Here is a 25,241-nt window from a genome sequence, read left to right as displayed (position 1 = left end):
ACGTGTCACGTGGCGACGGTCGTTTGAACCATGACCTCATCCCCGGCGAGAAGGGCCCGCAGGACGCCTGCGGGGTCTTCGGCGTCTGGGCCCCCGGAGAGGACGTCGCGAAGCTGACGTACTTCGGGCTCTATGCGCTGCAGCACCGCGGGCAGGAGTCGGCCGGCATCGCGACCGGTGACGGCGAGAAGATCCTCGTCTACAAGGACATGGGCCTCGTCTCGCAGGTCTTCGACGAGACCGCGCTCAGCTCACTGCGTGGCCACATCGCGATCGGCCACACGCGCTACTCGACGACGGGCGGATCCACGTGGGAGAACGCCCAGCCGACGCTCGGCGGCGCCGGCGGCAGCACGCTGGCACTCGCGCACAACGGCAACCTCATCAACACCGTCGAGCTCAAGGCCCTCGTGGACGAGCACTTCGGCGGCGCCCGCATCACCGGCGAGCTCGCCCGCGGCAACACCTCCGACACCGCGCTCGTCACGACGCTGCTCGCCGCCGACGAGGACCGCACCCCCGAGCAGGCCGCCCTCGAGCTGCTGCCCAAGCTGCGCGGCGCCTTCTCCTTCGTCTTCATGGACGAGACGACGTTGTATGCCGCCCGCGACCCGTGGGGAGTCCGTCCCCTCGCGCTCGGCCGCCTCGAGCGGGGCTGGGTCGTCGCCTCCGAGACCGCCGCCCTGCAGACCATCGGCGCGGCCGTCATCCGCGAGGTCGAGCCCGGTGAGCTCATCGTCATCGACGAGGACGGCCTGCGCTCGCACAAGTTCGCCGAGCCCCAGCCCAAGGGCTGCGTCTTCGAGTACGTCTACCTCGCCCGCCCCGACGCCGTCATCCGCGGCCGCGTCGTCCACGAGGCGCGCGTCGAGATGGGCCGGGTCCTCGCCCGCGAGCACCCCGTCGACGCCGACCTCGTCATCGGAGTCCCCGAGTCGGGCGTGCCTGCGGCCGTTGGCTATTCGCAGGAGTCCGGCATCCCCTTCGGGCAGGGCTTCGTCAAGAACGCCTACGTCGGACGCACCTTCATCCAGCCGTCGCAGACGCTGCGCCAGCTCGGCATCCGGCTCAAGCTCAACCCGCTCGAGCACACGATCCGTGGCAAGCGCCTCGTCGTCGTCGACGACTCGATCGTGCGCGGCAACACCCAGCGGGCGCAGATCCGGATGCTCCGTGAGTCGGGCGCGGCCGAGGTGCACGTGCGCATCAGCTCACCGCCGGTGCAGTGGCCGTGCTTCTACGGCATCGACTTCGCCACTCGGGCCGAGCTCATCGCCACCGGGCTCAAGGTCGAGGAGATCCGCGCGTCGATCGGTGCCGACTCCCTCGGCTACATCTCGGAGGAGGGCATGATCGGCGCGACGAACCAGCCCGCCGACGAGCTGTGCTCGGCGTGCTTCACCGGGAAGTACCCCATCGAGCTGCCCGAGGACGGCCGGATCGGCAAGCACGTCCTCGAGACCCTGCCCTTGACGGTCCGCACCGGCCACGACCGCTCGGTCGACGTCGAGGGCGTCAGCCTCGGGGTCGGTCTCGGCGGCGAGAACGCCCTCCAGCACCCCTGACCCCGCCGCCGCCCGGCGTCCGCACTCAGCCGCCGGCGTCACCGATCGAGGTGATGGCCGACCGTATCCGGTCGTCGATCACCTCGATCCGTCATTGCGCCAGCCCGAGCGCGACCTGCCGCAAGTACTCGTCCTCGTAGAGCCGCAGACCAACAAGGTCGATGCGCAACACGCGGTCGTGCTGGAGTGTCACGGCATTGCGACTGAGGTTGTCCGCCGTCACGTTGAGTCCCTCGCGGTGCTGAGCCCCGTCGATCTCCACCACGAGCCGCGAGTCCTCCCAGCGCACATCGAGGTAGATGCGGCCTCGCGGACCTCGGCGAACCACCTGTCTGGAGGGCTCGGGAAGTCCGCGAGACCGGCACATTCGCGCGAAGTCGAGCTCGCCCAGCGACTGAACCCCATCAGCTGCATCGAACAGGATGCGTCGAACGAAGCCCCGGCGGCGGCGGCCTGGCATCCGCGCGCTGAGCTCCAGCATCTGTCGAGGCGTGGCCAGTCGCTGCTGCACCGTCATGAGCAGGACGAGCGCGGCCTGACGGTCCGAGACCGCCCAGGACGCCGCGCGAAGCGCAGCCACGGCCGGTCGTGTCCGGGGTGGGCCGGAGGAGCTGAGCTCGTCGGGCAGTCGCCGGATCACCTTGTGCAGCTGGACGCCCGGCAGGTGCTTTACCGACGCGGTGTGGATGACAGACACGTGCACCTCCTCGTCGACGTAGTTGCGCAGTCCCGCCACCTGGAGAGCTGTGACCCCATCGAGTGCCGCCACGCCGGCACCTGTCTCCCAGATCGCCTGCCACCGCCGAGCATCCACACCGATCGGCCCGCAGTGCAGAGCCACCGTCTGCAGGCCGTGACACCTCCAGCGTCCGGCAGCGACCTCGGTCCGGACGTCCACATGGGTGAGGCCGAGCGCGAGCAGTGCGTCGCGCGAGGTCACCCCGTCGGTCGTGAACGCAGCAGTGCGCGCAAGCTCGCGCCGTTCGGGTCCTCGCATGAGAGTGAGCGTGCTTGCGCGGTCTGCTCCGGGCACGGGTGAGCCGTTGCCCTGAGGACGAAGCGATCGCCGCCGAGGGAGGTGTGGACAGTCGGAGTCGAGGTGATCCGCGACGGTATCCAGTCGCGGGATACCTCGAACCGCGGCGAGGGGGACGGCACGGCGCCGGTAGGCTGTGACGGGTGAGCGACGCCCCCATCACCTATGCCTCCGCCGGTGTCGACGTCGAGGCGGGTGACAAGGCCGTCGAGCTGATGAAGGCGTTGGTCCGACGCGCGACCCGCCCCGAGGTGCTCGGTGGTCTCGGCGGCTTCGCCGGCATGTTCGACGCCAGCGCCATCGCACGGATGACGCGACCCGTCCTCGCCACGAGCACCGACGGCGTCGGCACCAAGGTCGCCATCGCGCAGGCCCTCGACATCCACGACACGATCGGCTTCGACCTCGTCGGCATGGTCGTCGACGACATCGTCGTGTGCGGCGCCGAGCCGCTCTTCATGACCGACTACATCGCGACCGGCAAGGTCGTGCCCGAGCGCATCGCCGCCATCGTCGGCGGCATCGCCCGCGCCTGCGAGGAGGCCGGCGTCGCCCTCGTCGGCGGTGAGACCGCAGAGCACCCGGGTCTGCTCGAGCCCGACGAGTACGACGTGGCGGGTGCCGCCACCGGCGTCGTCGAGTATGCCGCCGTGCTGGGTCCGCAGCGCGTCGCCGACGGCGACGTCGTGGTGGCGTTGGCCAGCAGCGGTCTGCACAGCAACGGCTACAGCCTCGTGCGCCGCGTCGTCGCCAGCGCCGGCTGGGAGCTGGACCGTCACGTCGCCGACTTCGGTCGCAGCCTGGGCGAGGAGCTGCTCGAGCCGACCCGCATCTACACCAAGCCGTTGCTCGAGCTCATCGCTGCCGAGGGCGTCGACGTGCACGCCCTGAGCCATGTGACCGGTGGCGGTCTCGCCGCCAACCTCGCGCGCGTGCTGCCCACCGGCATGTTCGCACGCGTCGACCGCGGCACGTGGACCCCGCCGGCGGTCTTCCGCACGGTCCAGGACCTCGGCCGCGTGCCACAGGCCGACATCGAGCGCACCCTCAACCAGGGCATCGGCTTCGTCGCGGTGCTGCCGGAGGCGCACGCCGAGCGGGCCATCGAGCTGAGCGAGGCGCGCGGCATCCAGGCCTGGCGCCTCGGCGAGATCGCCACCGAGCAGCGCGCGCAGGCAGCGGGCCTCGTCGCCGAGGGTGTGGAGATCGTGCGCGGCGCCAAGGGTGTCGACGGCGGCGCCGTGCAGGTCGTCGGACAGCACCCGGCTCCCTGACGCCCGGGGTCCCGGCATTCGCGTACGCGGAGGCCCGGCGACCCGGCATACGCGGGGATGACGAGAGCCCGCACACCCCGGAGGGCGTGCGGGCATCGATGTGTCACTCCGACGCGACCCGGCCACTGGGGCCGGCGGGGCATCAGCTCCTCGATGTCAGCACTGATCGCGCGCCGGGTGGGAACACCCGACGCACGAGGTGCAGACGGAAGAGGGAGGACGAGCTCAGCGCTCGCCTGAGACCCACTTCCCGTATTCGTCGTACTCGTCGTCGTCGACGGACTGTGGCTGGTTGGAGACGTCGCGTTGCGACGGTCCGTGCAGCTCACGCTCCAGCGCGCTCAAGTCCGTGTCAGGTGTGTAGTACTTGAGCTGCCGTGCGACCTTGGTCTGCTTGGCTTTGGCTCGGCCGCGCCCCATGGCGTGACCCCCTCGTGCGTCGTGCCGGGACGGCATCGCCCCTCAAAGAGCCAGATGGCTCTTCGATGTCTGCGTAGCGGTCCCGGGAATGTGTGTGTTCTCGTGGGGCTAACGCTACATGAGTGAGGCAAATCGCGCGCCCGCCGGACCCCGGCTCGCCGGGGCGGGATGCGCCGGGAGCGACGGGAGGGGAGGGCCGACCCGTCAGGGCCTGCACAACCCCCTGGCGACGCCGTCGCACCCGCTCTCGTACGCCGTCCGCGTATACACCCAGGAGTGAGCAAGCGGGACGATTTGACTCTTTTCAGTGTTTAACCGCGATGTGGACGGCCGAGACTTTACCCTTGCTTTACTGAGCCCCGATTGGGGCACATGCGTGTCGCTGCACAAGCGACAGGGTGGTGGGGATATGACAATGACGACTCAGGATCGACACGAGACCGAGAAGCTGCTGACTCCTGCCGAAGTTGCGGCCCTGTTCCGAGTGGACCCCAAGACGGTCACTCGCTGGGCCAAGGCGGGCAAGCTGACTTCCATCCGGACCCTTGGCGGGCACCGGAGATACCGCGAGTCAGAGGTGCGCGACCTTCTGGGTGGCGGACACTGAACACGACCGCTACCAGGGGGTAACCGGTCAGCAGTCGGGGTAGAGCACCGCGCGGTGTGACTTCCCGGGCTGCCCAAGGTGCGCGCTCGGACCCGTCCGTGGGGGAACGGGTCGAGCGCGCACCAGTAGAACTTCAGGGCGCCACCGTCAGCGAGGCCCGCGGCGTTCATGACTGCCTGCACCCTGTCCGCTGCATCGTGGGGCCCCGGTCCGGTCGCTGCCGACGTCGGTGCGCCGTCCTATCGTGGCGGGATGACTGCACCGCCCGACATCACCGCCATCACCCTGGGCGTCCGCGACGTCGAACGCTCACGCGCCTTCTACGTCGACGGCCTCGGCTTCCGCTCCGTGCTGGACGTCGCGGGCGAGATCAGCTTCGTCCAGTGCGCGCCCGGCCAGCTCCTGGCGCTCTGGGACGTCACCCGGATGCCGAGCGAGTACGGCGACGTCGCTCACGGCCCGACCGCCCCGCCCATGTCGCTCGGCCACAACGTCGGCGCTGCCGAGGACGTCGAGCGGTTGTATGCCGCGGCCCTGGCTGCCGGCGCCGCCTCGGTCGCGGTCCCGACCGTCCGCGAGTGGGGCGGGGTGAGCGCGTGCGTGGCCGACCCGGACGGTTTTCGGTGGGACTTCGTCCACAACCCGAACTTCCGCGTCGACGAAGACGGCAGCGTCCACCTGGGCGAGGGCTAACGCGCGTCCAGGCGCGCCCGCCACGGGTGGCCGGCCGGCTGGGCGTCGACGACCCGCCGGAGCACCGCGACCTGGGCGGCACCGAGCAGGGGGAGTGCGGCCTCGAGGTCGGCGTCGTCCTTGGGTCGCGGCGAGGCGGCCTTGTGGGCGAGGACGAGCTCGGGGCGCAGGTAGCGCACGCCGTCGCGCTCCCACGTGGCGTCGTCCAGTGACACCACGAGCGTCGGGTCGCGCTTGAACTGCCACCGTCCGTCGACGTCCGGGTTGAGCAGGATCTCTCCGCGCCAGGGGGCGAGCGCGTGCTCGCGGACCCAGATCTGGCCGGAGTCCTCGGGCACGTCCCGACCCGGCCGCAGGTGCAGCAGGCCCGAGTCGCCGGCGGACCACAGGTGCCAATCCGGCTCGAGGTGGGCCCGGATCGCGCCGACGTCGCGACGGAGCACCGAGACGTCGATGTCCTCGTGGTCGCGGGCGACGCCGGTGAACGCCTCGACGGCCCACCCGCCGGCCACCCACCACGGCACGCCCAGCCCATGGAGCAGGTTGCGGACCTCGACCGGGGTCCATGAACGCTGCGGGCCGTAGATCCGCTGGAACTCGGCCGGTGCGAGCCGCTGCGGCCCGCCGGTCGTCACCGCGTCCTGCTCGTCCACGACGCCACGGTAGCGGCGCGGGGCCCGTTCAGTGGCCGAGAGCGCGCAGCTGGAGACGCAGGGCGAGGCGGGTCTCCGGGTCGTGCAGGTCGAGGTCGACGACGCCCGACAGCCGCTGCAGCCGGTAGCGCAGCGTGTTGGGGTGGACGTGGATGCTCGCCGCAGCTGCCCGGGGGTCGCCCGGGTGGTCGAGCCACGCAGCGACCGTCTCGAGGTATGCCGTGTGGTGGGTCTCGTCGTGGTCGCGCAGGGTCCCGACGGGGCCGAGCAGCTCCTCGGTCCAGATGCCACCGAGGGCGCGGGCGTTCGTGACGGCGGCCCACGCGTCCTCGACCGTCGTCGTCGTGCCCGCCACCCGGCCCACGTCACGCAGACGCTGGACCTCGGTGGCCTCGCGCCGCGACCGGTCGAGGTCGACCGGGCGCGAGACCCGTCCGCCGGCGCTGGCCGTGGCCGTGGGAGCGACCCCCGCAACCTCCTCGACGACGCCGTGCAGCCACTCCCACGTGCCGGGGGAGGTGTCGCCCGGCACGTCGCGCACGAGGGTGAGCGCCACGCCGTCGAAGATGGCCAGGAGCGGCTGGCGCCAGGACCGGCGGCGCGCGGCCGACTCCCAGACGTCGAGCTCACGCTCGGTGTCGCGAGGCGAGCCCTGGCCGGCGACGACGGTGCGGTCACGGTGGGCGCCGGCAAGCACGACCACGCGCCACGGCGCGGGCGGGAGCCAGCCCTCGGCCTCGAGGGTGTCTCCGCTCAGCACGGCACGCAGCCGGTCGGCCGAGACGCGTCGGGCGAGGTCTGCCTGGGATCGCAGCCGCAGCAGGTGCAGGGCCACGACCGAGGCGGTCTGGGCGAGGGAGACGAGAACCTGCGCGGGGGGCTCCTCGTCGACGACGGCCCAGATCGAGCCGAGCCATTCGGTGCCGGCCCGGACGGGGACGACTAGGCGCGCCCCCAGACCGCGCCCGGCCGGCACGAAGAACGGCTCGTCGGAGCGGGCCAGCCGCCGGAAGACTCCGCGCCCGCGCAGGCCCGCGATGACCTCCTCGGGCACCCGGCGCCCGACGATGGTGGACACGCGGGCGGGGTCGGCGACGTCCTGCGTCGAGGAGTAGGCGAGCACGCGCGACTGGGTGTCCTCGATGGTGATCGGGGCGGAGACGAGCGCCGCGCACGCGTCGGCGAGGACGAAGAGCTCGTCGAGGACCGGGCCCTCGGCGCGCATCGCCGGACCGCTCGCGGCCCGGTCGAGCACGCCGCGCAGCAGCCACACGACATGCGCCCAGGACGCGTGGTCGGCCAGCTCGACGAGACTGACGCCGACGCGGGCCGCTGCGGCCCTGACCGGTCGGCTGCGGGCGGCAGCTCGCCGCAGGACCACGGCGCCGCTGCCGGACGCCGCCGCGCCCTCGAGCAGGGCGGCCGCGTCGGCCGGACGCTCGATGCCGACGCCGAGCAGCAGGTCGCCCACCTGGCCGAAGCCGCCCGACCCCGGCTCGGCGAGCGTCACGTCGTCGACGGCCGGCCCGCCCGCGTCGACGACCACGGTGAGCAGGCCCCCGCCGAGGGTGCCGGCGAGCTGCGCGATCGGCAGGCCGACCGGAGTCGTCGACGACGTGCGGGTGGCGGACGCGCGTGCGGCGCGGGGAGCGCGTGGGGTGGCGGACGGCATACCCCATCATCACGCACGTCACTGTGCCGAGAGCACAAGCTTTCGCCGAGACTCTGTGCGACTGGCACCACTCATCCGTGAGCGGCGCGCCGCACCATGGAAGCAGGCCACCCCCAGACCTGACACAGGAGTCGATCGCATGCCTGCCGTGACCCCCGCCGGTACCCCCGTCCCCGAGCGCGTCGCCGTCGTCGGCGCCGGCATGGTCGGTCTCGCGACCGCCTGGTTCCTCCAGGAGCGTGGCGTCGAGGTGACCGTCATCGACCGCGACGGCGTCGCCGCCGGGGCCTCGTGGGGCAACGCCGGCTGGCTGACACCCGGCATCGCGACCCCGCTGCCCGAGCCCGCCGTGCTCAAGTACGGCCTGCGCGCCGTGCTCAGCCCGAGCTCGCCCGTCTACGTGCCGCCCAGCGCGCGACCGGACTTCCTCCGCTTCGTCACCGGCTTCACCCGCCACAGCACGATGACGGCCTGGAAGAAGGCCATGGGCGCGCTCGTGCCCGTCAACGACCTGTCGCTGCAGAGCTTCGACCTGCTGGGGGCTGGTGGCGTCGACGCCGAGACCTACGAGGCGAAGTCGTTCACGGCCGCCTACCGGACCGCCGAGGAGCGCCAGACCCTTCTCGAGGAGATCGAGCACATCCACGCCTCCGGTGGGGACATCACCTTCGACGTCCTGAGCGGCGACGAGGCGCGGGCCATCGAGCCGGCCCTGTCGGACGAGATCGGCGCCGCGATCGTGCTGCACGGCCAGCGCTTCATCAACCCCGGTGCCTACGTCGCGGCTCTCGCCGACTCGGTCACCGCCCGAGGCGGCAAGATCGTCACCGGCAGCGCCGTCTCGCGCATCACCGACGCCCCGACCGGCGTCCTCGTCACCAACGACTTCGGTCAGGCCGAGCACTACGACGCCGTCGTCGTCGCCACTGGCGCCTGGCTCGGCAAGCTGGCGCGCGAGTTCGGCGTCAAGCGCGTCGTCCAGGCCGGTCGCGGCTACTCCTTCAGCGTGGCCGTCGACGACCTGCCCAACGGTCCCGTCTACTTCCCGGCTGCCCGCGTCGCGTGCACGCCGGTCGGTGACCGCCTCCGGGTCGCCGGCATGATGGAGTTCCGTCAGCCCGAGGCCGCCCTCGACCGGCGCCGCATCAAGGCCATCGTGGAGTCGGCCCGCCCGCTGCTCCAGGGCGCCGACCTCGACCACCGCCAGGACGAGTGGGTCGGCTCCCGCCCGTGCACCATCGACGGCCTTCCGCTCATCGGCGCCTCGCGCAACCCCAAGGTCTTCGTCGCCGGCGGTCACGGCATGTGGGGCATCACGCTCGGCCCGGTCACCGGCCGCCTGCTCGCCGAGCAGATGACGACCGGCGTCGCCCCCGCGCAGCTCGCGCCGTTCGACCCCCTGCGCTGAGCCACTCGGCGAGCGGGCACCGCCCTTCGGGGGAGGTGCCCGCTCGCTGCGCTTCAGGCCGGCGTCAGGACGACCAGCGTGTAGGCACCGACCGAGACGGTGCCGCTTGCCGGCTGTTCGTCGACCGGCTCCTCCACCGCCTCGACGTCATGCGTCTCGTGGCCGGCGAAGAGGGCGCTGTAGGTGGACGCGTCCGAGTTGAAGCGGACGGTCCACGGCCCGGCGGACGGCATACCCGTCGTGACGTCGCGGGGCTCGGAGCTCGCGTTGACGACCAGCACCGCCACGTCGTCTCCAGCTCGCCGCGCCCACGCCAGCGTCTTGGCGTCGTCGTCGAGGTGGAGCACCTCGAAGCCGTCGCCGCGCAGACCGCCGGAGACCCCGTCTCCGTCACGGCGCAGTCGTACGAGGTCGCCGGTGAGCCGCACGAGATCACGGAACTGCTCGGCACGCTCCCAGTCGAGCGGCGCGGTGTCTCGGAACTCCTGGTCCTCGAGGAACTCCTGGCCCTGGAAGAGCATGGGGATGCCAGGGGAGGTCAGCGTCAACGCGAGGCCGAGGGTGGCGCGCTTCTGGGCCGCCCAGCCGGTGGGGTCGCCGCCATCGACCTCGTCCGGCACCCGGAGGCTGCCCTCCGCCACCTCGTCGTGGCTCTCGGTGTAGATCACGCGCCGGAACGGTGCGTCGTTGCCGCGCAGCGCCTCGGCGAGCTCGGCCATCGAGCGGTCGTGGTCGTCGACAGCGGTCAGGACCCGTCGCACGGGGTGCACGAAGCCGGGGTCCCACTGGGCGTGGAAGCCGGCCCCGCCGTCGTCGCCGGTGGTGATCGCGGGGTCGGACTGCAGGTCCTCGGCGATGAGGATCTTGTCGGGGTGGCGCTCGCGGATCGTCGACGTGATGGAACGCATCAGGTCCCAGCCCTCCTGCAGGTCGCCGGTGCCGAGGCCGTCGATGGTGCGCACGTAGAGAGTGGCGTCGAAGCGCAGCCCGTCGAGGTGGAACTCTTCGAGCCACATCAGGGCGTTGTCGTGCAGGTAGCTCCGGACCTCCTCGCGGCCGTAGTCGGGACGCGTGTCGCCCCACGGCGTCGACGAACGCTCGTCGTTGTAGAAGTAGATGCCGCCCTTCTCGTCCTCGCTCCACCCGTCGAACTGCCACAGCGCGAGGTCGCTCGGCCCGAAGTGGTTGATCACGACGTCGAGGATCACCGCGATGCCGTGCCGGTGGGCCTGCTTGACGAAGTCCTTGAGCGCGTCGGGTCCGCCGTAGCTGCTGGAGACCGCGAAGGGGTTGGACGGGTTGTAGCCCCAGGAGTAGTCGCCGGCGAACTCGGTGACCGGCATGAGCTCGACGGCGCTGACGCCGAGGTCGGCGAGGTGGTCGAGCTTCCCGGCGACACCGCCGAGGTCGCCGGCGTCACCGTCGGCTGCGACGAACGAGCCGATGTGCGCCTCGTAGATGACGAGGTCGTCGTGAGGTGGGCAGCCGAACGTGTCGCCCTCCCAGTCGAAGGCGTCGCGGTCGTAGACGACGGCGTTGCCCGACGAATTCGTGACGACGCGGGCACGCGGGTCGATCCGCATCAGGCGCTGCTCGCCGTTGGTGATGACGAACTGGTACTCGTCGCCCGGGCGGGCGCCGTCGACGTCGGCGTACCAGTGCCCGTCGTCCTCGGCGACCATCGCGTGTCCGTCCTCGGACCAGTCGGTGAAGCCGCCGGTGACCGCGACGGCGTCGGCGTTGGGGGCCCACACCCGGAAGGCGGTCCCGCCGTCGTGGGGCATCGACCCGAGTCCTGGGTGGTGGGCGTCGTGCTCTGACATCGGGGCTCCAGTCGTGCAGGGTGCGGGCGGTCGGCCCGTGGCCCGGACGAAGCGCCGAGCGAGGGCCGAGGCGTGTCATACCCGATCGGGTCGGGTGGACCGCCCGCTCAGGCGTTGTCAGGCCAGGAGGAGGTATGCCGGGTGCTCGGGCACGCCTCCCGTGTCCCGCAGGTGCCGGGCCAGGTGCACGGCCCCGTCGAGGGCTCCCCCGTGGGCGGGGGAGCGCACCACGCCGGCCTCGGCCAGGTGGGCATCGAGGGCCTCCGCGACGGGTGCGGCCGCGAGCAGGCCGCCCGTCGCCGCGAGGAGAGGGTCGGTGAGGCCGTCGGCGGCACGGAGCAGCGAGACCGCCAGGTCGGTCCCGGCCTGCACGCACAGGGCGTGCGCCACCGGGTCGGTCGCGGCGGCTGCCGTCACAAGGGGTGCGACGGAAGCGAGTCGCTCGGGGGCGTCGGCGGTCGTCATGACGAGCCGCGGCCACCCCTCCGGGGCGCCGAGCAGGTCGGCCGCAGCGCGCAGCAGGGCGGCCGAGCCGTCGGTCAGGCCGTCGTGGGCCCGCAGGGCCGCGCGAAGGCCGGCCATGCCGAGCGAGGCGGCGGATCCTGCGTCGCCGAGCACGTGTCCCCACCCGTCGACGCGGCGCCACTGCCGGTCGAAGTCGGTGCCGAAGGCCACCGCCCCGGTGCCGGCCGCGACGACGGCCCCGGGACCGACGCGGCCGGTCGCGCCGACGAGGCCCGCGACCGCGTCGCTGACGACGACGGTGCGCCGTGCACCGAGGCCCTCCACCACGGTGCGCAGCACGTCGGCACGGTCGGCGAGGAAGAGCAGGCCGCGCATGGACCACACGACGACCTCGGGCGGCACACCGCCAGAGACGTCCTCGCCGGCCGCCCGACCCAGCAGGGACCGCGCGTCCGCCACGAGGGCGGCCACGTCGATGCCGGCGGCCCCGACCCGCGCACCCGGAGCGGTGAGCACGGGACCCGGCCGGCCGGCATACGTCTGCAGACGCAGGCCCGAGCCCCCGATGTCGACGGCGACGACGGTGCCGCCGCCGTGGGACGTCCTGGCCTCGCTCACGCGAGCGAGCCGATCACTTCGCCATGCCGGCGGTCAACCCCGCCACGATCTGCTTGGTGGCGACGAGGAAGAGCACGATGAGGGGGATGGTCGTGATGACGAGCCCGGCGAAGACGGCCGAGTAGTTCGTCGCGTTCTCGCCGAAGAAGTTCGTCAGGCCGACCGGCAGGGTGTACTTCTCCTCGCGGCGCAGCAGCACCAGGGGGAAGAGGAAGTCGTTCCAGATCGGCACGAAGCGGAAGACTGCGACGGTGGCGAGCGCCGGCCGCACGAGCGGCACCATGATCCGCCAGAAGGTCTGCCAGCTGCTCGCACCGTCGAGTGCGGCCGCCTCCTCGAGCTCCTCCGGCAGCTGCCGGAAGAACGTCGTCAGGACGAAGATCGAGAAGGGGATGCCCGAGGACGCGTACATCAGCATGAGGCCGAAGCGCGAGTCGATGAGCCCGAGCCCGTCGAAGAGGTAGAAGATCGGCAGGATCGCGAGGTGGATCGGCAGCATGAGGCCCGATAGGAAGAGGGACTCGAGCCACCGGAAGATGCGCGACCGGCCGCGGGCCAGGGCGTACGCCGCCATCGTCGCGACCGCCGTCGAGATCGCGACCGCACCGACCGTGACGGCGAGCGAGTTGCCGAAGTACGTCGCGAAGTTGCCCGTCGTCCACGCCTCGACGTAGCTCGCCGTCGTCGGGGGTGCGGGCAGTCCGAGCGGGTCGGTGATGAGGTCGGCGTTCGAGCGGAAGCTGTTGCTGACCATGAGCAGCAGCGGCACGAGCGCCAGGGCGGCATACCCCCAGAGGAGCAGGCTCGCGCCCGGGCCGCCGACGGGACGGGTGCCCCGCGAAGGGCGCCGGCCCCGACTGCCCTGGGTCGTCGGGACGACCACCTGCTCCGACGGTGCCTCGGTGGTGACGACGGCCGTGGTCATGCGGTGATCCTCCGCTCGTGACGGCGCAGCACGGCCGTGGCGGCGTAGGCGCCGCCGAAGATGATGAGGAAGAGCAGCGTCGCCAGGGCCGACGAGCTGCCGATGGCATCGGTCGCCCCGGAGTCGAACGCCGTCCGGTAGAAGAGCAGTGAAACGAAGTCCGTTGAGCCGGCAGGGTTTCCGGTCGACCCACCGAACGCGTAGGGCAGCGCGAAGGCCTCCATGGCGAAGATGAACGTCAGCACCGACACCGTGCCGATGGCGGGGACGAGCAGTGGCAGGGTGATCTTGAAGAACGCCTGCCGGTTGGTCGCCCCGTCGACGCGTGCCGCCTCGGTCAGCTCCTCGGGCACGCCGCCGAGAGCCGCGCCGTAGAGCAGGACCGGGAAGCCGATCCACTGCCACACGCTGACGAGGATGACGACCCAGATCGCCGTCTTCGGGTCACCGAGCCACGGCAGGGCCCACGACTCGAGCCCGATCTTGGTCAGCAGCGTGTTGACCGGCCCGAACGTCGGCGACAGCAGCAGGGTCCAGAGGTAGCCGATGACGATCGGGCTGACGAGGTAGGGCATCGCATAGAGCGTCTGCAGGATCCGGCGACTGCGCGGACGGCTGTAGAGCAGGTAGGCGATCGTCAGGCCGAAGGTGTTCTGGATGAGCATCGTGCCGACGAAGAAGAGCACGTTGTGCAACAGCGCCTGCGGCAGGTCGGTCGTGAAGGGTGCCCTGGTGAAGAGCGTCGCGAAGTTCTCGACACCCGCGAACCCTCCGCGGCTCGTGCCCTGCCAGTGGAAGAAGGCGTAGGAGAACGCCGTCACCATCGGGTAGAGCACGAAGACCACGAAGAGTGCGAGCGCCGGCGCGACGAAGACCAGGCCGGTGCGGCGCCTCATGCTGTGTCTCCTGCTGGATCCGTCACGCGCTCGGCTTGAACCAGGTCTTGACGCCGGTGTCGAGGTCCTTGCTCACACCAGCGGCGTCCTTGGAGCCGAGCAGCAGCTCCTGCAGACCCTTGCCGAGCAGCTCGCCGCCGGAGGGGGACCCGTAGCGGAAGTCGGTGAGCAGCAGGTACGGGGATCCGGAGTTCTTGTAGTTGTCGCTCATCTGCTTGAGCAGCGGGTCGCTGGGGTCCACACCCGGCACGGCCGAGATCTGCTTCACGTCGTCGTTGACCATCTGGCCGAACTCCTTGGAGGTCATCCACTTCACGAGCTCCGTGGCCTCGGTGGGGTGCTTCGACTTGGCGGAGACGCCGAAGTTGCCGTCGGCCCATCCTGCCGTGGTCGCCGCCGAGCCGCTCGGCGAGCCCGGGGCCGGCGGCACCTGGAAGACGCCGATCTTCATGGCGGGGTTGGCCTTCTGCAGGACCGACAGGTCGAAGCTGCCGCCGGGGATCATCGCGGCCTTCTCGGCCGAGAAGAGGGTCTGCGCGTCGGTCTGGGCGACGCCGGTGACGTTCTTGGGCATGTACTTCGCGAGGTCGCCGACGACCTTGACCGACGCGACCCAGTCGGGGTCGGTGAAGGACTTCTTGCCCGAGAGCACCTCGCTCTGGAAGGCCTTGCCGCCGAAGCGAGCGCCGGCGAGCACCTCGTGCACGATCGGGAGCGTCCAGTCGTCCTTGGCGCCGACGGCGATCGGGGTGACGCCCGCGCCCATCAGCTTGTCGTTGGCCGCGATGAACTCGGCCCACGTCGTGGGGGCCTTGAGGCCCTCCTTGTCGAACAGGCCCTGGTTGTAGAACATCTGGACCGTCTGGCGGGCGAGCGGGACCGAGTAGGTCTTGCCGTCCTCCTTGCCCTTCGCGCTCGCGACGATGTTCTCGTCCCAGCCGGACAGGTCGACCTTGCCGTCGAGCGGAAGCAGCGACTTGCTGGCGACCGTGCCCTGGAGCTGGCCGTAGGAACGCACCTGCGGCACGTCGGGGCCGCTCGCGCCGGCGAGCCCGGTCGCGAGGATCTTGTTGTACTCCGTCGCCTTGAAGGCCTTGAACTCGACGTTGACCTTCGGGTGGGACTTCTCGTACGCCTGGAAGATCTTGTTGTATGCCGCCTCGTCCTCCACGCGCCACGACCACACCGTCAGGGTGACCTTGCCGTCGCTGCCGGCATCGGTCCCGCCCGACGAGGAGGGGGAGCAGGCCGTCACGAGGAGTGCGCCGGAGAGCGCGGCGATGGTGAGGACCGTGCGGCGTGCGCGCCGGGACGAGCCGGGCGGGCGTGAGGCGAACGTCATGGTGGTGCTCCTGTCGGGTTCTGCGAGGTGCCTGGGGGTCGGCACGGGTGGGTGGGTGCGGGTCGGTGTCAGGGGGTGGGCGCTGCGGGGACCTGGCCGCCGAGGGCGGCCAGGGCCTGCGCGACCGAACCGTCGTGGGCGGCGATGGCGTCGCGTGCGGCGCCGGCGTCGACGCCCGCGAGCAGGGAGAGCAGCGCGGGCTTGAGCTCACCGTCGGCCGCGTCGAGGGCCTCGCGGGCCTGGTCCGCATCGGCGCCGGTGGCTTCCCGGAGGATGCGCAGCACCCGGCCGCGGAGCTTGGCGTTCGTCGCGACGACGTCGACCATGAAGTTGCTCCACGTGCGACCGAGCCGGATCATCACGGCTGTCGAGAACGAGTTCAGGACGAGCTTCTGCGCGGTGCCGGCCTTGAGCCGCGTCGACCCGGTCAGCGCCTCGGGACCGGTGCGCACGGCGAGCAGGATGTCGGCGAGGACGGCGATCTCGGCGTTCGGGTTGGCCGTGATGAGGGCCGTGACGGCGCCGAGCTCCCGAGCCCGCGCCAGGGCGCCGGCCACGAACGGCGTACGACCCGAGGCCGTGAGGCCGACCGCGACGTCGCCGGGACGCAGGTCGTCGGCCTCGGAGCGGCCGAGGTCGGCGTCGTCCTCGACGTTCTCGACGGCCTGGAGGAGGGCCTCCGGTCCGCCCGCGTGGTGCGCGACGACGAGACCGGCAGGTGCGTTGAAGGTCGGTCGAAGCTCGGCGGCGTCGAGCACCGCGAGGCGACCCGAGGTGCCGGCCCCGAAGTAGTGGACGGTGCCGCCGGCGCGGAGCGACTCGACGGCCCGGTCGACGAGGTGGGCGAGCTCGGGGAGGACCTCGCTGACGGCGCCGGCGACGGTCGCGTCCTCGGCGTTGAGGGCCCTCAGGATGTCGAGCGAGGTGTGCGTGTCGATGGACGTCGTCCCCGGATGGCGCTCCTCGGTGGGGGCGTCCACGGTCACCTCGCTGCTCACCCGAGCGAGGTTAGTTTCCTACACGCCCAGCGTCAATGCTGTAAATCAGTAACATTCTTGTCACGACGCCCGGTCGGAACGAGGGCTGGGTGCCCACTCGCCGGGTCAGTCGGTGACGTGGTGGCCGGCGACGGCTTCTCGGGTGTCGGCGACGGCCTTGCGGACCCGGCGCAGGTTGCGCTGCGCGACCGCGATGTAGAGGCAGTCGATGACGGTGAGGGCCGCGATGCGGCTCGCCGTCGCGCCCGAGCGGACGCTGGTCTCGCGCGCGGCCGTGGTGAGGAGGAAGTCGACTCCGGAGGCGAGCCGCGACAGCGGAAAGTTCGTGATGGCGATGGTGCGCGCACCGGTCGAGCGGGCTGCCGCCAGGGCCTCGATGGTCTCGGTCGTCGTGCCCGAGTGCGAGATGCCGACCGCGATGTCGCCGCGGCCGAGCAGGGTGGCGCTCGTCAGGGCGATGTGCGGGTCGTTCCACGCGAAGGCGACGATGCCGATGCGGTGCAGCTTCTGCTGCAGGTCGGTCCCGACGATCGCGCTCGCGCCGATCCCGTAGATGTCGACACGACCCGCCTTGGCGATGGCCGCCGCGGCGGAGGCGAGGGTGTCGCGGTCGAGCTGCTGGGCGGTCTCCTCGACGGCGCTCGCGTCGGCGAAGGCGACCTTGGCGATGATGTCGTCGATGGTGTCGCTCGCGCTGATGTCGGTGCCGTTGCGGCTCATCGTGCGTGGGTGCGCCGACTCCTCGGCCAGCGCGAGACGCAGCTGCGGGTAGCCCGGCAGCCCGAGCCGGCGGCAGAAGCGCAGCACCGTCGTCTCGGACGTGCGCGCCGTCGTGGCGAGCTCGCTGATGGTCAGGCCCGCGGCACGGCGTGCGTCGGCGAGGACGATGTCGGCGACGCGGTCCTCGGCGGGCGACAGCGAGGGCTTGATCCCCCTCAGGCGGATGAGCAGCGATGCGCTCGCGGCGCCTGCGGGCGACGAGCCGCCGTCCTCGGTCCTGGGCATGGGCCTACGCTACGGCGTCGCGACCGGTCGGCTGCCAACCGGCCGACGTCAGCGCGTCGGGCTGGTGTTCGGCGTCGAGGAGGACGCCCTGGCTCCCGGTGACCCGGATCCGGTCGAGGGCGACGCCTCGACCGGGGTGGTTGGCGTCGGGCACGAGGCGCCAGCGCAGCAGCTGGGTGCCGGGCTCGAGCGCGGCCCGCGCCTCGACCCAGCGCCGCGTCCCGGAGCCGTCGATGGTGTCCTCGACGGTGGCGGCGACTGTCTCGTCGGTCCCGCTTGTCGTGCCTCGGTCCTTGACGGCGAAGGCCACCGGTGTCCACGTCGTGCCGGCGTCGGTGGACCGCTCGAGGTGCAGGCCGGTCTCACCGCTGTCGACGAGGAGGTCGAAGCCGAGGCGGGCTCCGCCGGCGTCGACCGCGAGGGGCGCCGTCGTCAGGGTGGCGGTCGTCGCGTCGGAACTCCCGGCACACCAGGACGTGCGCTCCTCCTGCGGTCGGATCGGCAGGGCACTGGCCAGGCCATGGGCCCACGCGCGGCGAGCGATGTTGACCGAGCCCCAGTCGCGAGAAGGGTGCACGCGGTTGGTCAGCAGGATCGCGAAGGAGCGGCTGGCGAAGTCGATGACGACCGATGTGCCGGTGTAGCCGGTGTGGCCCGCGCTGCGGGGGCCGGACAGGGCGTCCATGTACCAGCGCTGGTCGAGCTCGAAGCCGAGCCCGTGCGAGTCGCCGGCGAAGGCCTGGTTGAAGTCGGTGACGAGCAGCTCGACGCTCGAGGGATCGAGGATCCGGTGGCCGCCGTAGGCGCCGCCGTCCAGCAGCGCCTGCGACAGGATCGCCAGGTCGTCCGCCGTCGAGAAGACGCCCGCGTGGCCGGCCACGCCGCCGAGGGACCACGCGTTCTCGTCGTGGACCTCGCCGCGCACCATGCCGCGGGGTGGCGCGGTCTGGTACTCGGTCGCGGCCGTGCGTGACCTGTCAGCCGGGTTGTAGCCGGTGTCCTCCATCCCCAGGGGCGCGGTGATGCGCCGGCGCACGACGACGTCGAGTGGCTCCCCGTACAGCCTTTCGACGAGGACGCCGAGGGTGATGAGGTTGAGGTCGCTGTAGCGGTAGGTGGAGCCGGCCGGGTCGGCCAAGGGATGGTCCAGGACCGCCTCGATGCGCGAGGCCTGGTCGGGCCACGCGCTCCACAGCGGGAGCTCCGGCGGGTAGCCCGACGTGTGCGTCAGCAGCTGGCGCACCGTGACGGCCTCCTTGCCGTTGGCGGCGAACTCCGGGAGGTGTGCTGCCACCGGGCTCTCCAGACAGACGTGGCCCTCCTCGATGAGCTGCGCCACCGCGATCGAGGTGAAGAGCTTGGAGACCGACGCGAGGTCGAAGATCGTGTCGGTGCGCATGGGAACCCACTCGTCGCGGGGCAGCTCGGCGGTCGCGTCGGAATAGCGCAGGGCCCAGCCGCTCACGTCGCGCCCGACGATGCGCCCCGCATGGCCCATGATCCCCACCGCGCCGGCGAAGAGCGGGTGCCCGTCGGGTGTGTCCTCCCCGTACGTGTGGATCCGCGCCACGGCCTCCGCGATGGGTGCGGGGTCCAGTCCCAGCGAGGCCGGGCTCGCGTCGGACAGGATGGTGTCGGAAGGCAACAACGGCTCAGTGCGCCGGGCCGCGGTAGAGGAGGTACTGCTGGCGCCGGGCGTCGAAGGCCGCGAGCTCGTCGCGCCAGGCGCCGATGACCTCGTCGGCGGCCGCGCCCGCGGAGATCTGCGTGCGGAGGCGCTGCGATCCGGTCAGCTTGTCGATCCAGTACGGCCGCGCCGGGTCGTAGGAGTCGTAGCGCAAGGCGAAGTCGGGATAGAGCGCCTTGGCCGCGACGAGCATCTCGACGGCGGCGCGCATCGGGTCGAACGTCGACGGGTCGGTGACGTGCAGCTGGACTCCGCCGCACACCTTGCCGATGTGCTTGCTGAAGGTCGGCGAGAAGTAGGCCTCGCGGAAGCCGACACCCGGAAGGCCAAGCGCGGCAAGGCGTTCGGCCCACTTGTAGTCGACGAACGGTGCCCCGATGAGTTCGAAGGGCCGCGTCGTACCCCGTCCCTCCGAGAGGTTGGTCCCCTCGAACATCCCCGTTCCCGGGTAGACCAGCGCGGTGTCGGGAGTCGGCATGTTGGGACTCGGCATGACCCAGGGGAGTCCGGTGACGGCATACGGCACGTCACGGCGCCAGCCCTTGACCTCGATCACGGAGAGCTCGGCCAGCCGGTGCCCCGCGTCGGCGGTGAGGAACTCGCCGTCGAAGTAGCGGGCGAGCTCGCCGACCGTCATGCCGTGGGCCTGGACGATCTCCTTGGCGCCGACGCCCGAGGTCCACGGCGTGGTCATCATCGGCCCGATCGCCTTGCCGCCGATGGGGTTCGGTCGGTCGAGCACGACGAAGCGGGCGCCGACAGCGACCGCCGCCTGCATGGCGGTGTACATCGTCCAGATGTAGGTGTAGAACCGTGCGCCGACGTCCTGGATGTCGAAGACGACCGTTTCGACGCCGGCGGTGCGGAACATCGACGTCATCTTCGCCGTGTTGGCGCCGTAGGCGTCGTAGACCGTGAGCCCGGTCCGCGGGTCGGGGTGGGTGCCCTCGGAGTCGCCGGCCTGGGCGGTGCCGCGGAAGCCGTGCTCGGGCCCGAAGACACCGACGATGTTCACGGCGCCCGACTCGTGCATCTCGTCGACGATGGTCCGCAGGTTGCGAAGGATGCCGGTCGGGTTGGTGATGACCCCGACCTTCTGCCCGGAGAGCATCGACCAGCCGGCCGCTGCGGCGTTCTGGGCGCCCGTCGTCACCGGGTTGTTGGGGTAGTTGCTGGCGTATGCCGTCTGGCCGGCCTGCGCTGCAACGGAACCCGCCGCCGTCGCGGGGATCGCGACGGCGCTCAGGGCGCCGGCGGTGAGCAGCTGCCTGCGGTTGAGGTTGGTCATGTGGAGCTCTCCGATCGCGTTGGTGCCGGGCCGGCCGTCAGTAGGTGAGGCCGTGGCCGAAGGGGTAGAGCACGGTGTTCGGGTCGCCGGCGACGGGGATGTCGACCGGGAGGGTCGCTGTGGGGGAGACGTCACCGACGATCACGCGCGCGGCGGCCTCGATCGCGACCGGGCTGTAGGAGTACGTCGCGACGTAGGTGGGGGCAGCCGTGAAGTACGCGATGTCGTAGGGGTCGCGGACGGCGACCACGACGACCGTCTTGCCGGTGCCGAGAAGCTGCTTGACCAGCTTCTGCTGGCCGCCGCGCGGGTCCGTGACGGTGGTGTCCCAGGCCTTCATGGTCGTGACCACCACGACGTCCTTGTCCGCTGCAGCGGTGACCGCAGAGGCAACCTGGGCGTCGGTCGGCGAGGTCCCGGTCTGGACCGTCTGGACCGTGGCCCCCTTGGCTGTCAGCGCCGCCGCGAGGGTCGCCGTCGTGCCGACGCCGTAGCCGGTCACGAGGACCTTCTTGCCGCTCGGGGCGATCGGAAGGGCCTTGGCGTCGTTCTTGACGAGGGTCGTCGTGCGGTCGGTGACGGAGTCGGCCGCCGCGAGGTGGGCGGGGGTGCCGACGACGCCCGACACGGCGGCAGGGTCGGCATACGGGCTGGCCACGATGCCGCGGCGGTACTTCAGGCTCAGCACGCGGCGCACCTTCGCGTCGAGCTCGTCCTTGGTGATGCGTCCGCTGCGGACGGCGTCGAGGACGGCGGCGAAGGCGTCGTCCATCGCGGGCGTCATGAGCAGCTGGTCGACGCCCGCGAGCAGGGCCCGCACGGCGACCTCGGCGTCGCCGTAGAGGTCACGGACGCCTTGCATGGCAAGGGAGTCCGTGATGATGACGCCCTTGTAGCCGAGCTCGCCGCGGAGCACGCCCGTCATGATCGGCTTGCTCAGCGTCGCCGGGTTGCCCGAGTCGTCGAGAGCCGGGAACGACAGGTGCGCGGTCATGATCATGTCGATCTGCTCGTTGATCGCGGCCTTGAAGGGCGGCGCGTCGATGGCCTCCCACTGCTCGCGGGTGTGGGTGATGACCGGGAAGGCGACGTGGCTGTCGGTCGCCGTGTCACCGTGGCCCGGGAAGTGCTTGCCGCAGGATGCGACCCCTCCGTCACGCTGGTAGCCGGCAACCTGGGCGGCCGCGAGCTGGGCGGCGAGCTCGGGTCGCGACGAGAAGGACCGCGTGCCGATCACCGGATTGAGCGGGTTGACGTTGACGTCGCAGTCGGGCGCGAAGTCGGTGTTGACGCCCATCGCGAGCAGCTCGCGGCCGGTGATCGCAGCGGCGGTGCGCGCGTCGGGGGCGCTGCGTCCGGCGCCGAGCGCCATCGAGCCGGGGAACTGCGTGGCCGGCGGTCCGATGCGCGTGACGACGCCCTGCTCCTGGTCGGTGGCGATCTGGAGAGGGATCCGCACCTTGCTGGGCTGCGTGAGCGCTGCCTTCTGCAGGCCGTTGGACAGGCCGACGATCTGGTCGGGGTTCTGCACGCTGTCGGTCCACGCGAAGTAGATGACACCGCCGAGGTGGTACTTCTGCACGACCTCGGCCGGGCTCGCGACGCCGTAGAGCGGGATGTTGCGGCTGTCGGGCGTCGTCGCGTCCTTGCCGTAGACGTTCTGGATGAAGAGCTGGCCGACCTTCTCCTCCATCGTCATCCGGGCCATCGTCGAGGTGACCCAGCCGTTCTCGGCTGCCGGGGGCGTGGCGGAGGTGCTCGTGGCCGCGCGGGCGCTACCGGCTGTCGCGCCCGCCGCAGCAGCAGCGAGGCCACCGGCGATGACGGAGCGGCGGGAGAGATCGGACATGGACATGGGGGCCTCCGGGTGATGTGAACAAATGACGCGTTCCGTCCTATCTGTGGAACTTACCTACGGCCCCTGCCATCGGCAACAGATAGCGGGGACAGGCCCGGTAGAACATCGCCCGTCCACCGGCGCTCACCAGCCGGCGAGCTCCCGGACGGTCTGCACGGTGTCGATCTCGGACACGGGCTTGTCGTCGCGGTAGCGCAGCACCCGCGCGAAGCGCAGCGCCATGCCGCCCGGGTAGCGGGACGACTTCTGCACTCCGTCGAACGCGATCTCGACGACCTGCTCGGGCTCCAGGGTCACGACCCAGTCGCCGCGGTCGACGGCGAGCTCCTGGAAGCGCTCGGTCTGCCAGGCGAGCATCTCGTCGGTCATCCCCTTGAACGTCTTCCCGAGCATCACGAGCTCGCCGGTCTCCGCGTCGCGGGCGCCGAGGTGGATGTTGGACAACCAGCCCTTGCGGCGCCCGCTACCCCACTCGACGGCGAGCACCACGAGGTCGAGGGTGTGCCGGGGTTTCACCTTGACCCACCCGGGACCGCGCCGGCCGGCGGCATACGGCAGGGCGGGGTCCTTGACGACGACCCCCTCGTGGCCGGCGGCGACGAGGTCGGTGAAGAACTGCTGGGCCCGCCCGGGGTCGTCGGTGATCTCGCGCGGCACCAGCCATGCGGGCGGCACGGTGTGCGCGAGGTGCTCCCAGCGCACGTGCGCCGGCTCGTCGAGGAGATCGGCGCCGTCGAGGTGGAGCACGTCGAAGAAGAACGGCGTCAGCGGCACCTCCTCACGCAGCCGGCCGACGTCGGCGCTGCTTGCCGTGCGCGCGCCCGTGACCTGGAAGGGCTGCGGCCGGCCACCCTCGCCGAGCGCGATGACCTCGCCGTCGAGCACGAGGGTCTCGACGTCGAGGCCCGCGAGCGCCTCGGTGATCTCCGGCATCCGCTCGGTCACCTCGTCGAGCGTGCGGGTGAAGAGGCGCACGCTGCCGGGGGTCGTGCGGTTGTCGACGTGGGCCTGCAGCCGTATGCCGTCCAGCTTGGTCTCGACGACGACCTCACCTCCCAGCGTGGCGAGGGCCGCGACGACGTCGGGCGCGGAGCCGGCGAGCATGGGGCGCAGGGGCCGGCCGACCTCGAGGGTCAGGGCGTCCAGCGCCTCGGCCCCGCCGGTCAGGGCCGCGCGTGCGACCGGGCCTGCGAAGCCGGCGACCATGACGGCCCGGCGCACCGCGGCGTCCGGCACGTCGGCCGCCTTGGCGACGGCCTGGAGCATCACGCCGTCTCCAGCGCCCTGACGCGTCTCGCCCGTGATGAGGCCGCGCAGCCAGGCCTGCTCGTCGCCGGTCGCGCGGGCGAAGAGCGCACGGACCGCGGTGGCACGTGTGGTGCCCGAGCCCGACCCGGTGATGGCGGCGATGCTCGTCGCGGCGCGGTCGACCTCCTCGACGGTCAGGGTCGACTCCGCGGCGGCCTCGGGCAGGCCCTGGAGCCCGCGCCAGCTGACGCCGATGCGCCGCTGGGGCAGCACGCCGGCGAGGTGGGCGGTGACGACCTCGACGACGTCAGGGCCGTCCTGGGCCGCCCGTCGCAGGCAGGCTGCCAGCGCCTCGACCTTCGCGGTGCGGGACGAGGTGGCCGCGACGGCCTGCGAGGTGGCGACGACGTCGGAGAGCAGCATGACGTGATCTTGCCCCGCCCCACCGACACGCAACCGTCGAAAGGCCACGTGTGGCCGCCACGCGCTCGTCGAGAGGCCACACGTGGCCGCCACGCAACCGTCGAGAGGCCACGTGTGGCCGCCACGCGCTCGTCGAGAGGCCACGTGTGGCCGCCACGCGCTCGTCGAGAGGCCACGTGTGGCCGCCACGCGCTCGTCGAGAGGCCACGACGGGTCGGGGCGGGACTAGATTCACCCCATGGGTGACATCCTCGGCCGCGCCCGCGGACTGGTGCGGACGGTCGCACTCAGTGCCGCCACGGCGGCCGGAGCCGTCGCCGTCGTCGCGCGGACGACGCCCTGGCCCTCCGCCCTGGTGATCCGTGCGGTCTTCGACCGTGGAGCCGCGCGGTCCAGCGCCGCGCTGGCCAGGCACGTCCCGGGTGACCTCGTCGAGATCGTCGACGAGGCATACGACATCGCGTCGCCCGACGGGCGCCTCGACGTCTTCCGGCCACGTCGCGACGAGCCGTTGCCAACGGTCGTCTGGGTGCACGGTGGGGCCTTCGTGTCGGGATCCAAGTCCGACGTCTCCAACTATCTCCGCGTGCTGGCCGGCCGCGGCCTCACGACGGTCGGTGTCGACTACTCGATCGCGCCTGGCTCGCGCTACCCCACGCCGGTGAGGCAGGTGGCGGCCGCGCTCGCCCACGTCGTCGACCACGCCGACCGGCTGGGCGTCGACCCGGGGCGCGTGGTCCTCGCCGGGGACTCGGCGGGAGCGCAGATCGCTGCTCAGGTGGCCCTCCTCGTCACCGACCCGGCGTATGCCGCGGAGATCGGGATCGACGCCCCGGTGCCCTCGTCGTCACTGCGTGGTCTCGTGCTCTTCTGTGGTGCCTACGACTTCAGGCTCGCGCGCGGGACGAGCCGCCTCGGGGGTTGGCTCGTCGACACCGCGATCTGGTCCTACCTCGGGTCGAGCCGACGCCATGACGAGCGGACCACGCGGCAGGGCACGGTGCCCCTGCACGTCTCGCCCTCCTTCCCGCCGAGCTTCGTCTCGGCCGGCAACGGAGACCCGCTGCTCCCGCACACGCTCGGGCTCATCGAGGCGCTCGAGCAGCACGACGTCGAGCGCGACGTGCTGCTCTTCGACGACGCCCACGCACCGAGCCTCGGGCACGAGTACCAGTTCGACCTCGACAGCGTCGACGGCCGCGAGGCGCTGGACCGCGCTGTCGCCTTCGTGCACCGCGTCGCCGGCTGAGGCCGCGGGGTGGCCAAATGTGGCCTCTCGACGGTCGGGAAGCGGCCGAACGTGGCCTTTCGACGGTCGCGAGGCGGCCGAACGTGGC

At 71.6% G+C, this 25,241-nt stretch carries 21 protein-coding genes; 6 read left to right on the top strand and 15 right to left on the bottom strand.

The window, feature by feature from the left end:
* The first annotated feature begins 2 nt into the window (after positions 1-2).
* Positions 3-1,565: an amidophosphoribosyltransferase gene (gene purF / locus AB4030_RS00775; RefSeq protein ID WP_442277263.1), complete on the top strand. Its 1,563-nt coding sequence runs from the start codon at positions 3-5 to the stop codon at positions 1,563-1,565.
* A gap of 91 nt (positions 1,566-1,656) precedes the next feature.
* On the opposite strand, the gene AB4030_RS00770 is transcribed toward purF, so the two are convergent.
* Positions 1,657-2,562 carry a hypothetical protein gene (locus AB4030_RS00770; RefSeq protein ID WP_442277262.1) on the bottom strand — a complete coding sequence of 302 codons (906 nt, stop codon included), beginning with the start codon at positions 2,560-2,562 and terminating at the stop codon, positions 1,657-1,659.
* A 182-nt stretch (positions 2,563-2,744) separates the two neighbouring features.
* On the opposite strand from AB4030_RS00770, the gene purM reads away from it, so the two are divergent.
* Complete coding sequence (purM, locus tag AB4030_RS00765; RefSeq protein WP_442277261.1) at positions 2,745-3,875, top strand: phosphoribosylformylglycinamidine cyclo-ligase; 1,131 nt, start codon at positions 2,745-2,747, stop codon at positions 3,873-3,875.
* A 225-nt stretch (positions 3,876-4,100) separates the two neighbouring features.
* Here the strand turns inward: purM and AB4030_RS00760 are convergent, their stop codons facing one another.
* On the bottom strand, positions 4,101-4,295 hold the full coding sequence (locus AB4030_RS00760; protein ID WP_442277260.1) for a DUF3073 domain-containing protein: 195 nt from the start codon (positions 4,293-4,295) through the stop codon (positions 4,101-4,103).
* A 415-nt stretch (positions 4,296-4,710) separates the two neighbouring features.
* Between AB4030_RS00760 and AB4030_RS00755 the strand changes: the two genes are divergently transcribed.
* Positions 4,711-4,902 (top strand): BldC family transcriptional regulator, encoded by a 192-nt coding sequence (locus tag AB4030_RS00755; RefSeq protein ID WP_045191048.1) that lies wholly within the window; start codon positions 4,711-4,713, stop codon positions 4,900-4,902.
* A 252-nt stretch (positions 4,903-5,154) separates the two neighbouring features.
* Positions 5,155-5,595 carry a VOC family protein gene (locus tag AB4030_RS00750; protein ID WP_442277259.1) on the top strand — a complete coding sequence of 147 codons (441 nt, stop codon included), beginning with the start codon at positions 5,155-5,157 and terminating at the stop codon, positions 5,593-5,595.
* Here the strand turns inward: AB4030_RS00750 and AB4030_RS00745 are convergent.
* Together AB4030_RS00745 and AB4030_RS00740 are read right to left on the bottom strand one after the other, a co-directional pair.
* A complete protein-coding gene (locus AB4030_RS00745) occupies positions 5,592-6,248 on the bottom strand; it encodes a nucleotidyltransferase domain-containing protein (RefSeq protein ID WP_442277258.1) in 657 nt (218 codons plus the stop codon). The genes AB4030_RS00750 and AB4030_RS00745 overlap by 4 nt on opposite strands.
* Before the next feature lie 28 nt (positions 6,249-6,276).
* A complete protein-coding gene (locus AB4030_RS00740; RefSeq protein ID WP_442277257.1) occupies positions 6,277-7,920 on the bottom strand; it encodes a PucR family transcriptional regulator in 1,644 nt (547 codons plus the stop codon).
* A gap of 139 nt (positions 7,921-8,059) precedes the next feature.
* On the opposite strand from AB4030_RS00740, the gene AB4030_RS00735 reads away from it, so the two are divergent.
* Positions 8,060-9,328, top strand: a complete 1,269-nt coding sequence (locus AB4030_RS00735) for an NAD(P)/FAD-dependent oxidoreductase (protein ID WP_442277256.1) — start codon at positions 8,060-8,062, stop codon at positions 9,326-9,328.
* Between the two features lie 53 nt (positions 9,329-9,381).
* On the opposite strand, the gene AB4030_RS00730 is transcribed toward AB4030_RS00735, so the two are convergent.
* The 11 genes from AB4030_RS00730 to AB4030_RS00680 all read right to left on the bottom strand — a co-directional run bounded on the left by AB4030_RS00730 (position 9,382) and on the right by AB4030_RS00680 (position 23,904).
* Positions 9,382-11,151: an alpha-amylase family glycosyl hydrolase gene (locus tag AB4030_RS00730; RefSeq protein WP_442277255.1), complete on the bottom strand. Its 1,770-nt coding sequence runs from the start codon at positions 11,149-11,151 to the stop codon at positions 9,382-9,384.
* A gap of 117 nt (positions 11,152-11,268) precedes the next feature.
* Positions 11,269-12,234: an N-acetylglucosamine kinase gene (locus AB4030_RS00725; protein WP_442277254.1), complete on the bottom strand. Its 966-nt coding sequence runs from the start codon at positions 12,232-12,234 to the stop codon at positions 11,269-11,271.
* Between the two features lie 13 nt (positions 12,235-12,247).
* Entirely contained in the window at positions 12,248-13,159 is a 912-nt protein-coding gene (locus AB4030_RS00720; RefSeq protein ID WP_442277253.1) for a carbohydrate ABC transporter permease, read from the bottom strand.
* Entirely contained in the window at positions 13,156-14,055 is a 900-nt protein-coding gene (locus AB4030_RS00715) for a carbohydrate ABC transporter permease (RefSeq protein WP_442277252.1), read from the bottom strand. Before AB4030_RS00715 ends, AB4030_RS00720 begins: the two co-directional genes overlap by 4 nt.
* A 22-nt stretch (positions 14,056-14,077) precedes the next feature.
* Positions 14,078-15,397 (bottom strand): ABC transporter substrate-binding protein, encoded by a 1,320-nt coding sequence (locus tag AB4030_RS00710; protein WP_442277251.1) that lies wholly within the window; start codon positions 15,395-15,397, stop codon positions 14,078-14,080.
* 68 nt (positions 15,398-15,465) lie between these two features.
* On the bottom strand, positions 15,466-16,395 hold the full coding sequence (locus tag AB4030_RS00705; RefSeq protein WP_442277250.1) for an N-acetylmuramic acid 6-phosphate etherase: 930 nt from the start codon (positions 16,393-16,395) through the stop codon (positions 15,466-15,468).
* Between the two features lie 105 nt (positions 16,396-16,500).
* A complete protein-coding gene (locus tag AB4030_RS00700; protein WP_442277249.1) occupies positions 16,501-17,400 on the bottom strand; it encodes a MurR/RpiR family transcriptional regulator in 900 nt (299 codons plus the stop codon).
* 4 nt (positions 17,401-17,404) lie between these two features.
* A complete protein-coding gene (locus AB4030_RS00695) occupies positions 17,405-19,045 on the bottom strand; it encodes a serine hydrolase (protein WP_442277248.1) in 1,641 nt (546 codons plus the stop codon).
* Positions 19,046-19,052: 7 nt separating this feature from the next.
* Entirely contained in the window at positions 19,053-20,375 is a 1,323-nt protein-coding gene (locus AB4030_RS00690) for an exo-beta-N-acetylmuramidase NamZ family protein (protein ID WP_442277247.1), read from the bottom strand.
* A gap of 37 nt (positions 20,376-20,412) precedes the next feature.
* Complete coding sequence (locus AB4030_RS00685) at positions 20,413-22,230, bottom strand: glycoside hydrolase family 3 protein (RefSeq protein WP_442277246.1); 1,818 nt, start codon at positions 22,228-22,230, stop codon at positions 20,413-20,415.
* A 126-nt stretch (positions 22,231-22,356) separates the two neighbouring features.
* Positions 22,357-23,904, bottom strand: coding sequence for an ATP-dependent DNA ligase (locus AB4030_RS00680; protein WP_442277245.1), 1,548 nt, complete (start codon positions 23,902-23,904; stop codon positions 22,357-22,359).
* Between the two features lie 238 nt (positions 23,905-24,142).
* Here AB4030_RS00680 and AB4030_RS00675 point away from each other — a divergent pair, with 238 nt between their 5' ends.
* Complete coding sequence (locus tag AB4030_RS00675; protein ID WP_442277244.1) at positions 24,143-25,153, top strand: alpha/beta hydrolase; 1,011 nt, start codon at positions 24,143-24,145, stop codon at positions 25,151-25,153.
* Positions 25,154-25,241 lie beyond the last annotated feature (88 nt).

This window comes from Terrabacter sp. 2YAF2 (genome assembly GCF_052114705.1).
Taxonomy (GTDB): domain Bacteria; phylum Actinomycetota; class Actinomycetes; order Actinomycetales; family Dermatophilaceae; genus Terrabacter.
The sequence above is the reverse complement of the archived record's forward strand: the minus strand, read 5'-3'. Positions and strand labels throughout refer to the sequence as shown.

What these genes read in the sequence shown, in the direction of transcription:
- AB4030_RS00675 (WP_442277244.1), top strand. Translation starts at nt 24,143, where the DNA reads ATGGGTGACATCCTCGGCCGCGCCCGCGGACTGGTGCGGACGGTCGCA.
- AB4030_RS00770 (WP_442277262.1), bottom strand. Translation starts at nt 2,562, where the DNA reads ATGCGAGGACCCGAACGGCGCGAGCTTGCGCGCACTGCTGCGTTCACG.
- AB4030_RS00755 (WP_045191048.1), top strand. Translation starts at nt 4,711, where the DNA reads ATGACGACTCAGGATCGACACGAGACCGAGAAGCTGCTGACTCCTGCC.
- AB4030_RS00750 (WP_442277259.1), top strand. Translation starts at nt 5,155, where the DNA reads ATGACTGCACCGCCCGACATCACCGCCATCACCCTGGGCGTCCGCGAC.
- AB4030_RS00760 (WP_442277260.1), bottom strand. Translation starts at nt 4,295, where the DNA reads ATGGGGCGCGGCCGAGCCAAAGCCAAGCAGACCAAGGTCGCACGGCAG.
- AB4030_RS00710 (WP_442277251.1), bottom strand. Translation starts at nt 15,397, where the DNA reads ATGACGTTCGCCTCACGCCCGCCCGGCTCGTCCCGGCGCGCACGCCGC.
- AB4030_RS00690 (WP_442277247.1), bottom strand. Translation starts at nt 20,375, where the DNA reads ATGACCAACCTCAACCGCAGGCAGCTGCTCACCGCCGGCGCCCTGAGC.
- AB4030_RS00680 (WP_442277245.1), bottom strand. Translation starts at nt 23,904, where the DNA reads ATGCTGCTCTCCGACGTCGTCGCCACCTCGCAGGCCGTCGCGGCCACC.
- AB4030_RS00730 (WP_442277255.1), bottom strand. Translation starts at nt 11,151, where the DNA reads ATGTCAGAGCACGACGCCCACCACCCAGGACTCGGGTCGATGCCCCAC.
- AB4030_RS00740 (WP_442277257.1), bottom strand. Translation starts at nt 7,920, where the DNA reads ATGCCGTCCGCCACCCCACGCGCTCCCCGCGCCGCACGCGCGTCCGCC.
- AB4030_RS00735 (WP_442277256.1), top strand. Translation starts at nt 8,060, where the DNA reads ATGCCTGCCGTGACCCCCGCCGGTACCCCCGTCCCCGAGCGCGTCGCC.
- AB4030_RS00715 (WP_442277252.1), bottom strand. Translation starts at nt 14,055, where the DNA reads ATGAGGCGCCGCACCGGCCTGGTCTTCGTCGCGCCGGCGCTCGCACTC.
- AB4030_RS00685 (WP_442277246.1), bottom strand. Translation starts at nt 22,230, where the DNA reads ATGTCCATGTCCGATCTCTCCCGCCGCTCCGTCATCGCCGGTGGCCTC.
- AB4030_RS00700 (WP_442277249.1), bottom strand. Translation starts at nt 17,400, where the DNA reads ATGCCCAGGACCGAGGACGGCGGCTCGTCGCCCGCAGGCGCCGCGAGC.
- AB4030_RS00720 (WP_442277253.1), bottom strand. Translation starts at nt 13,159, where the DNA reads ATGACCACGGCCGTCGTCACCACCGAGGCACCGTCGGAGCAGGTGGTC.